This window comes from Methylobacterium oxalidis, assembly GCF_007992195.1.
Classification (GTDB): Bacteria; Pseudomonadota; Alphaproteobacteria; order Rhizobiales; family Beijerinckiaceae; genus Methylobacterium; species Methylobacterium oxalidis.
Genome location: NZ_BJZU01000064.1, coordinates 17,302 through 32,892, shown reverse-complemented (window position 1 = coordinate 32,892; position 15,591 = coordinate 17,302). Strand labels below are relative to the sequence as shown.

Annotated in this window: 12 protein-coding genes; 8 read left to right on the top strand and 4 right to left on the bottom strand. The window is 72.0% G+C overall.

The features are described 5' to 3' along the window. Window positions 1-25: 25 nt before the first annotated feature. Both MOX02_RS15930 and MOX02_RS32195 read right to left on the bottom strand, forming a co-directional pair. Complete coding sequence (locus MOX02_RS15930) at window positions 26-1,297, bottom strand: NAD(P)/FAD-dependent oxidoreductase (protein WP_373866752.1); 1,272 nt, start codon at window positions 1,295-1,297, stop codon at window positions 26-28. Beyond that, window positions 1,294-1,755, bottom strand: coding sequence for a c-type cytochrome (locus MOX02_RS32195; protein WP_238179710.1), 462 nt, complete (start codon window positions 1,753-1,755; stop codon window positions 1,294-1,296). Before MOX02_RS32195 ends, MOX02_RS15930 begins: the two co-directional genes overlap by 4 nt. 158 nt (window positions 1,756-1,913) lie before the next feature. On the opposite strand from MOX02_RS32195, the gene MOX02_RS15925 reads away from it, so the two are divergent. The 7 genes from MOX02_RS15925 to MOX02_RS15895 all read left to right on the top strand — a co-directional run bounded on the left by MOX02_RS15925 (window position 1,914) and on the right by MOX02_RS15895 (window position 9,920). Next, window positions 1,914-2,693: a DsbA family protein gene (locus tag MOX02_RS15925; protein ID WP_147026775.1), complete on the top strand. Its 780-nt coding sequence runs from the start codon at window positions 1,914-1,916 to the stop codon at window positions 2,691-2,693. Between the two features lie 132 nt (window positions 2,694-2,825). Continuing rightward, complete coding sequence (gene aroQ / locus MOX02_RS15920; RefSeq protein WP_147026774.1) at window positions 2,826-3,290, top strand: type II 3-dehydroquinate dehydratase; 465 nt, start codon at window positions 2,826-2,828, stop codon at window positions 3,288-3,290. Between the two features lie 5 nt (window positions 3,291-3,295). Beyond that, window positions 3,296-3,775 carry an acetyl-CoA carboxylase biotin carboxyl carrier protein gene (gene accB / locus MOX02_RS15915; RefSeq protein WP_147026773.1) on the top strand — a complete coding sequence of 160 codons (480 nt, stop codon included), beginning with the start codon at window positions 3,296-3,298 and terminating at the stop codon, window positions 3,773-3,775. A 6-nt stretch (window positions 3,776-3,781) separates the two neighbouring features. Beyond that, entirely contained in the window at window positions 3,782-5,134 is a 1,353-nt protein-coding gene (gene accC, locus MOX02_RS15910) for an acetyl-CoA carboxylase biotin carboxylase subunit (RefSeq protein ID WP_147026772.1), read from the top strand. Between the two features lie 825 nt (window positions 5,135-5,959). Further along, window positions 5,960-7,816, top strand: a complete 1,857-nt coding sequence (locus tag MOX02_RS15905; RefSeq protein ID WP_147026771.1) for a peroxidase family protein — start codon at window positions 5,960-5,962, stop codon at window positions 7,814-7,816. A gap of 172 nt (window positions 7,817-7,988) precedes the next feature. Beyond that, window positions 7,989-8,672, top strand: a complete 684-nt coding sequence (gene aat, locus MOX02_RS15900; RefSeq protein ID WP_147026770.1) for a leucyl/phenylalanyl-tRNA--protein transferase — start codon at window positions 7,989-7,991, stop codon at window positions 8,670-8,672. 204 nt (window positions 8,673-8,876) lie between these two features. After that, complete coding sequence (locus MOX02_RS15895; RefSeq protein WP_170267886.1) at window positions 8,877-9,920, top strand: PAS domain-containing protein; 1,044 nt, start codon at window positions 8,877-8,879, stop codon at window positions 9,918-9,920. Window positions 9,921-9,924: 4 nt separating this feature from the next. On the opposite strand, the gene MOX02_RS15890 is transcribed toward MOX02_RS15895, so the two are convergent. Then, window positions 9,925-10,590: a DUF2155 domain-containing protein gene (locus tag MOX02_RS15890; RefSeq protein WP_147026768.1), complete on the bottom strand. Its 666-nt coding sequence runs from the start codon at window positions 10,588-10,590 to the stop codon at window positions 9,925-9,927. 119 nt (window positions 10,591-10,709) lie between these two features. After that, the gene (locus MOX02_RS15885; RefSeq protein ID WP_132252179.1) at window positions 10,710-11,126 is read right to left on the bottom strand and encodes an NADH:ubiquinone oxidoreductase subunit NDUFA12; all 417 of its coding nucleotides are present in this window, start codon (window positions 11,124-11,126) and stop codon (window positions 10,710-10,712) included. 679 nt (window positions 11,127-11,805) lie between these two features. Here MOX02_RS15885 and MOX02_RS15880 point away from each other — a divergent pair. Further along, window positions 11,806-15,522, top strand: coding sequence for a vitamin B12-dependent ribonucleotide reductase (locus MOX02_RS15880; RefSeq protein ID WP_147026767.1), 3,717 nt, complete (start codon window positions 11,806-11,808; stop codon window positions 15,520-15,522). Window positions 15,523-15,591 lie beyond the last annotated feature (69 nt).

The window sequence follows — 15,591 nt, the reverse complement described above, 5'->3', positions numbered from 1 at the left end:
GCGCCTCAACACGCCGGGGGCGGGATCAGCCGTAGAGCTCCGCCGTGACGGCGCGGAACCACGCCGCGCCGTTGCCGGCCTCGCGGGCGCGCAAGGCGTCCGGCGCGCCGACCGGGCTGATGCCGGCGGCCTCGGGAATGGCCACGAGCCTGTCCCACTCGATCCCGTAGACGCCGGCGATCGAGACTGCGCGGTCCGGCGCCACAAGGCTGTAGCAGACGTTGATCAGGCGCGGCGTCTCGGGCGCGCGGCCGTGCAGGAGGTCCGCGACGGCGCGGGCGCACGTCTCGGCCTGCGCGTGGGCCGAGAAGGCGGATTTCGGCATCGCGCCCGCGATGGCCGCGTCGCCGATGACGTGGACGCCCGGCACGAGGCGCGACTCGAACGTGACCGGGTCGATCGGGCACCAGCCGCCCGCCTCGGCGAGCCCGGCGTCCCGGCAGAGTTCCGGCGCCCGCTGCGGCGGGATCACCGAGGCGACCGCCGCGCGCACCGTGCCGCCCTCGGTGCGCAGGCTCATGCCGGCCGCGTCGACCTCCAGGAGCGCGCCGCCGCGGGCGCGGGGCACGTACTCTAGGAGCCCGCCGTACCGGGCGGCCCAGGCCTCCTCGAAGAGCGGCTGCTTCGAGAACACGTCCTTGGCGTCGAGGATCAGGACCTTCGAACGGGGCTTGTGCGCCTTGAGATAAGCGGCGATCAGGCTCGCCCGCTCGTAGGGGCCGGGCGGGCAGCGGTAGGGGTTGTCGGGCACCGCGAGGACGACGAGGCCGCCATCCTCCATCGCGGCGAGGCGCCGGGCGAGATCCTCCGTCTGCGCCCCGGCCTTCCAGGCATGGGGCATGACCGCGCTCGCGGCCGCGTCGTAGCCGGGGATCGCGTCGAGGCGCATCTCGACGCCGGGCGCGACGACGAGCCGGTCGTAGGCGAGGCTGCCGCCTCCGGCGAGCCGGACGCGGCGGGCGGCGGCCTCGATGCCGACGGCGCGCCCGTGCACCACCGCGACGCCCGAGCGGGCGAGGCCCTCGTAGCCGAAGACCTGCGCCGCCATCGGCCGCAGGCCCGTCACCACGGCGTTGCTCAGGGGGCAGGCGCAGTAGCTCCGCGACGGCTCGACCAGCGTGACGGCGAGGCCGAGCCGATGCAGGGCCCGCGCCGCCGCGGCGCCGCCGAAGCCGCCGCCGACCACCACCGCCCGCGCCAGCGCGCCGCCGAGGGCCGGCGCCGCGACCAGGGCCGGCGCCGCCGCGAGGGCGACGGCGCCGGCGACCGCGCCGCGTCTCGTCAGCCCGCCCCTCACGGCGCGGCCGGGCCCCGGCCCCCGAGATGCTCGGCGAGCGCCCGGATCTCCTCGTGCGAGAAGCCCCGGGCGAGGACGGGCATCACGGAGCCGGGCCGGCGCCCGGCCCGGAACGCCTCCAGCGCCTCGGCGATCGCCTCCGGCGAGAGGCGCGCGAGGCAGGGCGGCGCGGCCGGGTCCGCGGGGCAGGCGGAGTGGCACACGGCGCAGGAGCCCGCGGCCTGCGGCGGCCGGACCTCGGCAGCGGAGGCAGCGAGGGGCGCCAGCCAGGCGGCGAGGAGCGCGAGGGTGGCGGCGAGGAGCGCGAGGGGGGCGGAGCATCGACCGCGCGCGGGCCTGCCCGCCGAGGAGGGTCTCCCGTCGCGGGGCCCGGGACCCGGGCGGGATGAGCGGGCAGCCGCGCTCGCCCGCGCCGCCGCCTGCGCCCGCGCGCCTGCCCGATCCGCCGATGATCCCACGCCGCCCCCGTTGTCGACCTACCACTTGGTAGGCGAGGCCCCTCTCCGGAGCAAGATCGGCCGCCCGCGATTTGACCGGCCGCCGTGAAAACGCCTAACCCCGTCGCTACCGACCCTTCGCTCACCGGCACCGGCCGGTCCGCGTCCCGCGAGGTTCCATGCTCCGCCTACCCTCGATCTCCGCTCTGGCCCTGACGCTCGCCCTCGGCGCCCTGCCCGCCGCCGCGCAGACGACGCCGGAGGCCGGGACCTTCACGGACGCGCAGCGCAGCGCCATCGAGGCGATCATCAAGGACTACCTCGTCAAGAACCCGGAGGTCCTGCAGGAGGCGATCGCCGAGGGCGAGAAGCGACAGATGGAGACGCAGCGCCTCGCCCAGGCGGCCGCCCTCAAGGAATCCCGCGAGGCGCTCCTGAACGGGCCGCACGACGTGGTGGCCGGCAACCCGAACGGCGACGTCACCCTGGTCGAATTCTTCGACTACAATTGCGGCTACTGCCGCAAGGCGCTCGCCGACGTGCAGGCGCTCATCAAGGGCGACCCGAAGCTGCGCGTCGTCATCAAGGACTTCCCGGTGCTCGGCGCGGAATCGCTCGAGGCGAGCCAGATGGCGGTGGCGGCCAAGCAGCAGATCAAGGGCGAGAAGCTGTTCGAATTCCACCAGAAGCTCCTGGAATCGAAGGGCCGCGTGAACGCCGCCAAGGCGATCCAGGTCGCCAAGGAGATGGGCCTCGACACGGCCAGGCTGCAGAAGGACGCGACCGGCCCCGAGGTGAAGGCGGCGCTCACCGAGAACCGCGCGCTCGGCGACAAGCTCGGCCTCTCGGGCACGCCGGCCTTCATCGTGGGCGACGAGATCATCCCCGGCGCCGTGGGCGTCGACCCGATCCGCAAGACGATCACCGATGTCCGGCAATGCGGCCACGCGAGCTGCTGAGCGCGGCGGGCCGCGTTCCGTGCGCGGGCAGGCGGCCCTTGTCGCGGACGAGGCCCATCGTCTAAGAGCGGCCCACCTCGCGCCCGCCCGCCGGACGGGCGCGCCTGACGGCGCGGTTGCGTGTTCTCGCCCATGACCTCGATTCACGTCCTCAACGGGCCGAACCTCAACCTGCTCGGCCGCCGCGAGCCGGGCATCTACGGCACCGCGACGCTCGCGCAGATCGAGCGCGATCTGCGCGCGCAGGCCGAGGGCCTCGGAATCACCCTCACGTTCCGCCAGACGAACCACGAGGGCGAGCTCGTCGGCTACGTGCAGGAGGCCGGCCTCGCCGGCGCGGGCGTGCTCATCAACGCCGCCGCCTACACCCACACCTCGGTGGCGCTCCGCGACGCGATCAGCGGCAGCGGCGCGCTCGCCGTCGAGATCCACCTCTCGAACGTGCACGCGCGGGAAAGCTTCCGCCACGTCTCGCTGATCGCCCCCGTCTGCGCGGGCGTGATCTGCGGGTTCGGCCCGATGAGCTACCGCCTCGGCCTCGACGCGCTGGCCGGCCTCATGGCCGCCCGCACCCCGATCCCCGCTTCCGAAGACTAGAGCCGATGCCCAAGCAAGATTCGATCGATCCCGAGCTCGTGCGCGAGCTCGCCAACCTCGTCACCGAGACCGGGCTGACCGAGATCGAGGTCGAGAAGGGCGACCTGCGCATCCGCGTCGTGCGGCGCCTGGAGCCGGTGAGCCTGCAGGTCGCCGCGCCCGCGCCCATGGCCGCGGTGAGCGCGCCCGCCGCCGCCGCGCCGGTGGCCGGCCCCGCCCCCGTCGAGAAGGGCAAGGCGGGCGCGGCCCATCCGGGCGCCGTGCTCTCGCCGATGGTCGGCACGGCCTACCGCCGCCCCTCCCCCGACGCCAAGGTCTTCGTGGAGGTCGGCTCGCAGGTGGCGGCCGGCGACAAGCTCCTCCTCGTCGAGGCGATGAAGACCTTCAACGAGATCGTGGCGCCCCGCGCCGGCACCGTGACGGCCGTCTTCATCGAGGACGGCCAGCCGGTGGAGTTCGGCGAAGCTCTCCTGGTGATCGAGTAGGCGCCCATGTTCGACAAGATCCTGATCGCCAACCGCGGCGAGATCGCGCTGCGCATCCTGCGGGCCGCCAAGGAGCTCGGGATCGCCACCGTGGCGGTGCACTCCACCGCCGACGCCGATGCCATGCACGTGCGCCTCGCCGACGAGAGCGTCTGCATCGGCCCGCCGTCGGCCCGCGAGAGCTACCTCAACATCCCCTCGATCATCGCCGCCTGCGAGATCACGGGCGCGGACGCCGTGCATCCCGGCTACGGCTTCCTCTCCGAGAACGCCCGCTTCGCCGACGTGCTCGCCCACCACAACATCGGCTTCATCGGGCCGAAGGCCGACCACATCCGGGTGATGGGCGACAAGATCGAGGCGAAGCGCACCGCCAAGCGCCTCGGCATCCCCTGCGTGCCGGGCTCGGAGGGCGGGGTCGAGGACGCGGACGAGGCCAAGCGCGTCGCCGCCGAGATCGGCTATCCCGTCCTCGTCAAGGCGGCCTCCGGCGGCGGCGGCCGCGGCATGAAGGTGGCGCGCACGGAAGCGGACCTGGAGCAGGCCATCGGCATGGCCCGCTCCGAGGCCAAGGCCGCCTTCGGCGACGACGCGGTCTACCTGGAGAAGTACCTCGAGAAGCCGCGGCACATCGAGGTGCAGGTGCTCGGCGACGGGCGCGGCGGCGCGGTGCACCTCGCCGAGCGCGACTGCTCCCTGCAGCGGCGTCACCAGAAGGTCTGGGAGGAAGGCGGCTCGCCCGCGCTCAACGCCGAGATGCGCGCCGAGATCGGCGGCATCTGCGCGAGCGCCATGCAGGAGCTCGGCTACCTCGGGGCCGGCACGGTGGAGTTCCTCTACGAGGACGGCCGCTTCTACTTCATCGAGATGAACACCCGCATCCAGGTCGAGCACCCGGTGACCGAGATGATCACCGGCATCGACCTCGTGATCGAGCAGATCCGGGTCGCGGCCGGGAGCCCGCTCTCGGTGGCGCAGGAGGACATCCGCGTCGAGGGCCACGCCATCGAGTGCCGGATCAACGCCGAGCACCCGGCGACCTTCCGCCCCTCCCCCGGCCTGATCACCTATTACCACCCTCCGGGCGGCCTCGGCGTGCGGGTCGATTCGGCCGCCTTCCAGGGCTACCGCATCCCGCCGAACTACGACTCGCTGATCGGCAAGCTCATCGTCCACGGCCGCACCCGCAACGAGTGCCTGATGCGCCTGCGCCGGGCCCTCGACGAGTTCGTGGTCGACGGCGTCGACACCACCCTCCCCCTGTTCCGGACGCTCGTCCGCAACGCGGACGTGCAGAACGGCCTCTACGACATCCACTGGCTCGAAGGCTTCCTGGCGCAGGGCGGGTTCGACGCCTGAGCCGGTCTCGTCGGGGAAGGCGTCCTGACGTGCGCCTCCGCCCGCGCCCTCCTGCCGGGGCGGACAATTTGCCGGTGCGCGCCGTCCTCGCAAGACGAACCGGCGGGCGCCTGAGACGGCAAGCCTAGCCGCGAGATCATACCGCCGGAGCCGGTCCGTCGCGGGGACGCCGCGGGCCGTCCTGCCGGCGCGGACGGTGCCGGAATGCCTGCGCCGCAGCCCGCCGGCGCGCGCCGATGCGCGTCGCTTCGCGCGGACATCTGCACGTCCCTCGCCCGCCGCGGCGCCAATGCCGCAGATCTGCGGTAGGCAGGCGGCCGCGCGGCGGAAGGACAGTCGTGCGATTCAGCAATAACCGGCCCCACGGGCATGTGCCGTGGCTCGACCCGCCTCCGCAGTGATTTGACAGCTCAACAGTGGATTACCCATTACTTCGAGCGTTTATTTGCGGTAGCAATACAGGCGTAGATCTGAGACTTGATCAAAACGTCAAAAATTTAACATTTGCGGGTTGAACCCGCTTCGAATCATTCCGTATGGTCGAGTTGGCCATCGAACTGGCTGCCTCCTCGGGGCCAGTCTTCCTGATCAGTCGGCACGCTGCGGCCGCGCGCGGGAACGCCACCCGCACGCGCCGCCCCGCGGAACGGCGCCCGGGACCGGGCGCCGCCGCGGCCATGAGGAACCGCGACCGGCGGCGCGCCGGCCGTCGGTCCCCGCGTGCCCCCGTACCCCGGCACCTCATCGCCGGGCTCCGCCCCCGGAGCCCGGGCGCGGTCCCGCGCGGAGCGGGCGAGGCACCAACAATCAGGGAGGACGAACGCGATGGAGCCCTACGCGATCGACGGCCGGAACAACAACCCGACCGATCCCGGCCTCAACGCCGTCGGGGCCACCTTCGCCCGGCTCGGCGAGGCGCACTACGCGGACGGCATCTCCACCCTGGTGACCGGGCCGAACCCGCGCGCCATCAGCAACATCGTCGTCGGCGAGGGCGACCCGACCATCCCGAACCCGCAGGGGCTGTCGGGCATGCTCTACGCCTGGGGCCAGTTCATCGACCACGACCTCGACCTGAGCCCGACCGACCGCGTCACGCCGATCAGCGTCGTGATCCCGCCGGGCGACGCCTACTTCCCCGCCGGCAGCGTGCTGCCGATGACCCGCGCCGTCATCGACCCCGCGACGGGCCCGGGCACGGGCGAGCCCGCCACGGCGGTGAACGCGATCACCGGCTGGCTCGACGCCTCGATGGTCTACGGCTCGGACCCCGCCACCGCGGCGAGCCTGCGGGCGCCGGGCGGCCGGCTCGCGACCTCGAAGGGCGAGAACCTCCCCATCGTCGACGGCGCCTTCGCGGCGGGCGACCAGCGCGCCGCCGAGAACCCCTCGCTCACCGCGCTCCAGACGCTCTTCGTGCGCGAGCACAATTACCAGGTCGAGCGGCTGCTCCGGATCGATCCCGGGCTCGACGACGAGATCGTGTTCCAGGAGGCGCGCGCCATCGTCACGGCGGAGATCCAGCACATCACCTACGACGAGTTCCTGCCCCACCTCCTCGGCTCGGACGCCATCGCGAGCTACCGGGGCTACGACCCGGACACCGACCCGCGCATCAGCCTGGAATTCGCGGGCGCGGCCTACCGGTTCGGCCACTCGATCGTCTCGGCCGAGACCGAGCGGGTCGACGAGACCGGCGAGGTGGTCGGGCCGGCGCTCCAGCTCCGCGAGACCTTCGGCATGACGCCGCAGGACTTCGCCGCCGCCTCCGGCGCGGACGGCTTCCTGCGGCACCTCGCCGACGACGCCTCCCAGAGCATGGACGCGCGCATCGTGACCGACCTGCGCAACTTCCTGTTCGACCCGCCGGTCGGCCAGGACCTCGCGGCGATCAACATCCAGCGCGGGCGCGACCTCGGGCTCGGCACGCTGAACCAGACGCGCGAGGCGCTGGGCCTGCCCCCGCACGAGCGCTTCTCGGACATCACCGACGACGCAGCGACCGTGGCGGCCCTGAAGGAGGCGTTCGGCAGCGTCGACGCGGTGGACCTCTGGACGGGCGGGCTCGCGGAGCGGCAGGCGCCGGGCTCCTTCATCGGCGAGACCTTCTCGGCCATCGTCGCCTCGCAGTTCGAGCGCCTGCGCGACGGGGATCGCCTCTGGTACGAGAACGACCGCTTCGACGAGGACACCCTCGACGCGATCCGGGACACCACGCTCTCGGACATCATCCTGCGCAACACCGACACCCGCTACCTGCAGGACGATGCCTTCACCTTCTTCGACCGACGCGGGAGCGACGTCGCCAGCGACGACCCGGAGGCGCACCAGCTCGTGATCGGCACGCCGGGGCAGGCGCGCCTCGTCGGCGGCCCGCAGGGCGACGTCCTCGTGGCGGGCTCCGGCCGCCAGGTCCTGACCGGCGAGGGCGGAGGCGACCGCTTCGTGTTCTCCGGCGACACCCGGGCCGTGGTGACGGATTTCCGGCCGGGGCACGACCACCTCGTCTTCGAGGAGACCGGTGCGGAGAACGGACGGCCCTGCGGCCGGCACGACGGCGCGGGCGAGCCCGTGATCCTCGAGAGCCACGGGCACGCGGTGGTCGTCTACGGCAGCACCCGGGTCGAGCTCCTCGGCGTCCGCGCCGGCCAGCTCTCGCCGGACGACCTGATCGTGGCCTGACCTCCGTCGGTGAGCGGACGGACCGGCGCGTGCCCAACCTCGGCAGCAGGGCGGGCTTCCGGGTCTTCCGAGGCGCGCCCGGACGACAAAGCTGCGGCGGAGCGTCAGCTCCGCCGTTTTCGTCACGACAAGCCTCTGGTCTTCCGGCGGCCGCCGCGCCAGACTCTCCCGCATGCACGATGGCGCCCGTGTGGAGATCACACCCGAGATCCTGCTCAAGGCTTACGCCGCGGGCATCTTCCCGATGGCGGAGGACGCGAGCGACCCGACCCTCTACTGGGTCGAGCCGCGCGCGCGCGGCGTGCTGCCGCTCGACGGCTTCCGGATCTCGCGGCGCCTCGCCCGGACCGTGCGCTCCGACGTGTTCGAGGTCCGCAGCGACACCGACTTCGATGGCGTGATCGCCGGATGCGCCGCGCCCCGGCGGGACAGCGAGCGGACCTGGATCAACCGGCGCATCCGCGAGCTCTACGGCGCCCTGTTCGACCAGGGCTACGCCCACACGGTCGAGGTGTATGCGGGCACGCCGCGCCGGCTGGTCGGTGGTCTCTACGGGGTCTCGCTCGGGGCGGCCTTCTTCGGCGAGAGCATGTTCCACGAGGTGCGCGACGCCTCGAAGGTCGCCCTCGTCCACCTGATGGCGCGGCTGCGCCGGGGCGGCTACCGCCTCGCCGACACGCAGTTCGTCACGGACCATCTCGCCCAGTTCGGGGCGCACGAGCTGCCGCGCCACGTCTACAAGCGCCTCCTCGGCGAGGCGCTGGCCGCCCGCGCGAACTGGGCGGTCTGGCCCTCGGACGGGTCGGTCAGCGGCGCGCAGGCCCTCGCCATCCTCGGTCACGGCCCGGACGCCTGAGCGGGACGCCCGCGCCTGAGCGGAGCGCCGGCATCAATACAACTAGTAGTAAGTATTGAGTCGGGCGAAGACCTTCCGCTATAGAGCGCCCGCGCGGTCGCGCAACCATCGGGCACGGCGTTGTGCCGGTCGAGAACCGATCCGCAGTTCCGTCGATCCCGGAGACTTCGACGTGCGTCCACCGCGTCTCGCGAGCATCGTCCGGTGATCGAGGCGGCCGATCTCGCCTTCTCGTCCCGGACGTTCCTGCGGCTCGTGGAGAGCGTCGGCCTGACCGGCAGCTGGGGCTGGACCTTCGCCACCGACGAGCAGATCTGGTCGCCCGGCCTGTACCGGCTCCTCGGGCTGGAACCGGGCAGCGTCGCGCCGAGCTACGCCCTCCTGCACGATCTCGTCCATCCCGAAGACCGGCCCGTGCTCGAGACCGCGCGGCAGATCCGGCAGGGCGGGACGCCGGGCCACCATGTCGCCCGCATCGTCCGCCCGGACGGGACGGAGCGCGTCCTGTCGCTGCGGGGGGAGCAGTTCGTCGCGCCGGACGGCCGGCCCCGCGGCGCGGCGGGCACCCTCCTCGACGTCACCGAGAGCGACCGGCTGGCGGTCGTCCGCCGGGCCGAGGCGCGGCGCCGGCGCGCCCTGTTCGAGTCGACCGGGACCTGGTTCACGGCCCAGTCCTTCGAGCCCGCCGAGAGGGTCCGCTTCCGGCCGAGCCCGGAGCTCGTCGAGCTGACCGGCCGCCCGCGCGAAGACCTCTCCGAGGACATCGCCCGGGCGATGGTGACGTCCGAGCGCCGGCACTGGCACGCCACGTTCGGGCCCCTGATCGCGGCGGGCAGACCCTTCGTCGTGACCCCGAGCATCGTGCTGGCGGGCGGCGGCGAGCGCCGGCTGCGCGCCCGCTACGTGCCCGTGCAGCACCCCGGCCGCGCCCACGAGTGGCTGATCGTCAACGCGCCCGCCGAGGCCGAGCCCGGCCTGCCGCCCGACGCGGTGCCCGGCGCGCTGCGCAGGGGACTCGAGCAGGCGGTGGCGGGCTGCCACCTGCGCGCCGCGCGCGCCCTGATCGGTTGGTCGATGACGGACCTCGCGAAGGCGAGCGGGATCTCGTTCTCGACGGTGCGGCGGCTGGAGGAGAACGCCGAGACCGCCTTCGACCGCTCGCGTCACGCGGCGGTGAGCGCGCTCCGGCAGGCGGGGATCCGCTTCGCCCTGCTCGACGACGGCAGCGTCGCGGTGGGGCGGGCCTGAGGCTCTAGCGGAACAGGGCGTCGAACAGCGATTGCGGCTGCTGCGGCGCCGGCGCCGGGCCCTCGTTCGAGGGGAAGAACTTGCGCGAGGGCTTCTGGCGCGGCTGCACCGGCACGCCGCGCGGCGCCTCGACGTCGACCTGCCCCGCCGAGTTCACCTGCTGGGCGGTGCGGGTCGGATCCTTGTCGCGGTTGCGCTTCGGCTTCTCGGGCTTCGCGGCGAGGGCGGGCACGTCCTCCTGCTCCTTCGCCTCGGCGATCAGGTCGGTGCCGCCCTTACAATCGACGAGCCAGACGTCGTAGATCGGGTGCTCGATGGCGTGGAGGCCGGGGCTCGCCGCGAACATCCAGCCCGTGAAGATGCGCCGGTACTTGTTGTCGAGGGTGACCTCGTCGACCTCGAGGAAGGCCGTGGTCTTGGCGCTCTCGGTGGGGGGCCGGGTGTAGCAGACCCGCGGCGTGAGCTGCAGGGCGCCGAACTGCACGGTCTCGTCGACCGCCACCTCGAAGGAGACGATCCGGCCGGTGATCTTGTCGAGGCCGGAGAAGACGGCGGTGGGGTTCTTGATCTTGTCGGCGGCGGCCGGCAGGGCGCAGGCCCCGAGGGCGAGCGCGGCGAGGACGGATCGGCCGAGCGTGGCGCGCGCGAGACGTGCGGTGATGCGGCTCAAGGCTCGCCCCTCTCGAATGGACGGCGCGCCGGCGGCGGGCGCGTCCGGCCATCAATACCCGAACGGTGGTGGAAAAAGGGCGGTCCGGCCCCAGGCCGCCCGCCCTCCGGCGCCCCGCCTCAGTCGCCGGGCGTCCAGGGCACGTAGTCGCCGGTCGCGGCCGGGCGCTGGCCCCAGGAGAGCTGCGAGCCCTTCGGCCGGTAGGCGGCCGCGGTCCCGGTGAGGTTCTCCTCGTAGGGCTTCTGCCACTCGCGCGGGCGGTAGCCGTCCTCGCTCGGGGGCACGTCGCCGTTGTGGCACAGCCAGGCCCGCCAGCCCGGCGGCACGCGCGAGGCGTCCGCGTAGCCGTTGTAGACGACCCAGCGCCGCTCGGAGCCCACCGAGGCGTCGATGAGGGGCCCCTGCGCCCGGTAGTAGGTGTTGCCGAGTTCGTCGGTGCCGACGAACTGGCCGCTGCGCGCGGTGTAGAAGGCGAGCGACATGGTCTGCCCGTTCCACCACGTGAAGATGCGCAGCAGCGTGTCCTTGAGAGCCATCGACGTCCTCTCGTCCCGCGGCCGCTCGCGGCCGGCCGCGCCTGTCCGCATGCGTTATGCTGAGAGGGTCCGCGCAAGTCCAGCCCGCAGAGGGCCGCAGGCGGCGGCGGAGGTCCGCGACGGCGCCCGGGACGGTGATTCCGGGCGCGGGACCGCCCCGGCATACGGAATCACGGCCCCGCGAGGCTCGAATCCGGGTGCGCAGCGCAAGAGAGCCCGCGCGGTGGCCGGACGCGGGCGCCGGAGGTGTCGCTTTTCGGGCACGCGATCCCCCCTTTCCCCGCGGCGCACCCGCCTCGGGGCGCACCGGACGCCCTGCCGGACGGCTTTCCCCTGTGGACGCAAAAATTTTCCGCCGTGAATCCCGAAGGTAAAAAGCGCACTTAGCGGCGCGCCCCGGATATCCACAACTTTTGGTTCGTCACCACAACATCTAGCGCGGAACATAGCCGCCGAACACCAGTTGTTGACGTGACGACGGGCCGGGCGTTAATGTTCGGGTCACGGTTCGGGAGCGGCAGCCGGTCGGTTCGCGCCCCTCCCGAAGGTGTCACCGTCACGTTCTGCGGCCCGGAACGCACCGTTGGGTGCGGCCGGAGTCGGCACCCAATGATCGGGCATACGTCCCGCGCGGCGTCGCGGGCCGAGACCTCGCGTCTCGTCGGGAGAGGTATGTTTCATGCGGTTCGAGCGGCGCTACACCAGTGCGGGTCAGTCTCCCTACGCGGCGATTTCCTTCCGGAAGGCTCTGAGCGAGATCCGCAACCCTGACGGCTCGGTGGTGTTCCGGCTGGAGGGCATCGACGTGCCCGAGAGCTGGAGCCAGGTCGCGGCCGACGTCCTCGCGCAGAAGTACTTCCGCAAGGCCGGCGTGCCCGCCCGCCTGAAGAAGGTCGAGGAGAACGACGTCCCGAGCTTCCTCTGGCGCTCGTTGCCCGACGAGGCGGCGCTGGCGGAGCTGCCCGAGGAGGAGCGCACCGGCTCCGAGATCTCGGCCTGCCAGGTGTTCGACCGGCTCGCCGGCTGCTGGACCTACTGGGGCTGGAAGGGCGGCTACTTCTCCTCGGAGGAGGACGCCTCCGCCTTCCTCGACGAGCTGCGCTTCATGCTGGCGCGGCAGATGGTGGCGCCGAACTCGCCGCAATGGTTCAACACCGGCCTGCACTGGGCCTACGGCATCGACGGGCCGGGCCAGGGTCACTATTACTGCGACTACCGCACCGGCGCGCTGACGAAGTCGCAGAGCGCCTACGAGCACCCGCAGCCCCACGCCTGCTTCATCCAGTCCGTGCAGGACGACCTCGTGAACGAGGGCGGCATCATGGACCTGTGGGTGCGGGAAGCCCGCCTGTTCAAGTACGGCTCGGGCACGGGCTCGAACTTCTCGCTGCTGCGCGGCGAGAACGAGCGCCTCGGCGGCGGCGGCAAGTCGTCGGGCCTGATGAGCTTCCTGCGCATCGGCGACCGCGCGGCGGGCGCGATCAAGTCCGGCGGCACCACGCGCCGCGCCGCCAAGATGGTCATCGTCGACATCGACCACCCCGACATCGAGCAGTACATCGACTGGAAGGTGAAGGAGGAGCAGAAGGTCGCGGCCCTCGTGACCGGCTCCAAGGTCGTGTCGAAGCACCTCCAGGCCGTGATGAGGGCCTGCACCCAGTGCGAGGCGGAGGGCGACGCCTGCTTCGACCCCGAGCGCAACCCGGCCCTCAAGCGCGAGGTGAAGGCCGCCCGCAAGGCGATGGTGCCGGACGCCTACATCAAGCGCGTCATGCAGTTCGCCCGCCAGGGCTTCACCAAGATCGAGTTCCCGATCTACGACACCGACTGGGATTCGGAAGCCTACCTGACGGTGGCCGGCCAGAACTCCAACAACTCGGTCTCGCTCACCGACGACTTCCTGCGCGCCGTCGAGGCGGACGCCGACTGGAACCTCACCGCCCGCACCACCGGCAAGGTGACGAAGACGCTCAAGGCCCGCGACCTCTGGGAGAAGATCGGCGAGGCGGCCTGGGCCTCGGCCGACCCGGGCCTGCACTTCAACACGACGATGAACGACTGGCACACCTGCCCGGCGGGCGGGCGGATCCGGGCCTCGAACCCGTGCTCCGAGTACATGTTCCTCGACGACACGGCCTGCAACCTCGCCTCGGCGAACCTGCTGACGATGTACGACCGCGAGGCGCGCCACTTCGACGTGGCCGCCTTCGAGCACCTCAACCGCCTGTGGACGGTGGTGCTCGAGATCTCGGTGATGATGGCGCAGTTCCCCTCGAAGGAGATCGCCGAGCTGTCCTACCGCTACCGGACGCTCGGCCTCGGCTACGCGAACATCGGCGGCCTGCTGATGACGATGGGCCTGCCCTACGACTCGGCGGAAGGGCGCGCGCTCGCCGGCGCGCTCAGCGCCATCATGACGGGCACCGCCTACGCCACCTCCGCCGAGATGGCGGCCGAGCTCGGCACCTTCCAGGAATACGCCGAGAACGCCGACGCGATGCTGCGCGTCATCCGCAACCACCGCCGCGCCGCCCACGGCGAGGCCGAGGGCTACGAGTTCCTGAGCATCACCCCCGTCCCCCTCGACCACGCCAACGTGCCGCAGGCCGACATCACCGAGCGCGCCATGGCGGTGTGGGACCGGGCTCTCGCCCTCGGCGAGGAGCACGGCTACCGCAACGCGCAGGCGACCGTGATCGCGCCGACCGGCACGATCGGCCTCGTGATGGATTGCGACACCACCGGCATCGAGCCCGACTTCGCGCTGGTGAAGTTCAAGAAGCTCGCGGGCGGCGGCTACTTCAAGATCATCAACCGGGCCGTGCCCGACGCGCTGCGCGCGCTCGGCTACCGCGAATCCGAGATCGCCGAGATCGAGGCCTACGCGGTCGGCCACGGCTCGATGGGCCAGGCTCCGGGCGTCAACCCGGGCAGCCTGCGGGCCAAGGGCTTCACCGACGAGAAGATCGCGGCGGTGGAGGCCGGGCTGAAGTCGGCCTTCGACATCAAGTTCGTCTTCAACCGCTGGACGCTCGGCGACGACTTCCTGACGAAGGCGCTGAAGGTGCCGGCCGAGAAGCTCGCCGACCCGACCTTCGAGCTGCTGCCCTTCCTCGGCTTCTCGAAGAAGGAGATCGAGGCCGCCAACACCCATGTCTGCGGGGCGATGACGCTGGAGGGCGCGCCGCACCTGAGGACGGAGCACTACGCGGTGTTCGACTGCGCGAACCCGTGCGGGCGCATCGGCAAGCGCTACCTCTCGGTCGAGAGCCACATCCGCATGATGGCGGCGGCGCAGCCCTTCATCTCGGGGGCGATCTCCAAGACCATCAACATGCCGAACGACGCCACGGTTGAGGATTGCAAGGAGGCCTACAAGCTCTCCTGGACGCTGGCGCTGAAGGCCAACGCCCTCTACCGCGACGGCTCGAAGCTCTCGCAGCCCCTCAACGCGGCGCTGATCGCCGACGAGGACGACGAGGCCGAGGATGCCCTCGAGGCCGTCATCCAGGCGCCGGCCGCCGCCAAGGCGGCGCAGGTGGCCGAGAAGATCGTCGAGCGGGTGATCGAGCGCGTCGAGCGCATCCGCTCCCGCGAGAAGCTGCCCCACCGCCGCAAGGGCTACACCCAGAAGGCGGTGGTGGGCGGACACAAAGTGTACCTGCGCACCGGCGAGTACGACGACGGGCGCCTCGGCGAGATCTTCATCGACATGCACAAGGAGGGCGCGGCCTTCCGGAGCCTGATGAACAACTTCGCCATCGCGATCTCGCTCGGCCTCCAGTACGGCGTGCCGCTCGAGGAGTACGTGGAGGCCTTCACCTTCACCCGCTTCGAGCCGGCGGGCTTCGTGCAGGGCAACGACGCGATCAAGAACGCGACCTCGATCCTGGACTACGTGTTCCGCGAGCTCGCCATCTCCTATCTCGCCCGCATGGACCTCGCCCATGTGGACCCGTCCGAGATCGGCAGCACCGTGCTCGGCGGCGGCGTCGGCCAGGACCGGCCCGACGAGAAGCCGGCGGCGGTCTCCCACGTGGTGTCGCGCGGCCTGCTGCGCGGCTCGGCCGACCGCCTGACCCTGATCCAGGGCGGCCCGGCGGGCACGCTCCCGGGCGCCCAGACGGCCCCGGCGGCCGGCGTGGTCCACGCCATGCGCGGGGCGACCGCGCTGAAGGCGGAGCCGGCGGAGGCCGGGCGCGCGGAGGCCCTCGTCGACGCCCTCCCCTTCGCGCGCCCCGAGCCGGCCGAGCGCAGCGTCGCCGACCGCCGCGCCGAGGCGAAGATGAAGGGCTACGTCGGCGAGGCCTGCCCGGAATGCGCGAACTTCACGCTCGTGCGCAACGGGACCTGCCTGAAGTGCGACACCTGCGGAAGCACGACGGGGTGCTCGTAGCCGTCTCGCCTGCTGCGGATGCGACGAGCACCTTCGTTGGTCCGCGTTCGAAGAAGGCCGGCCCGCAGA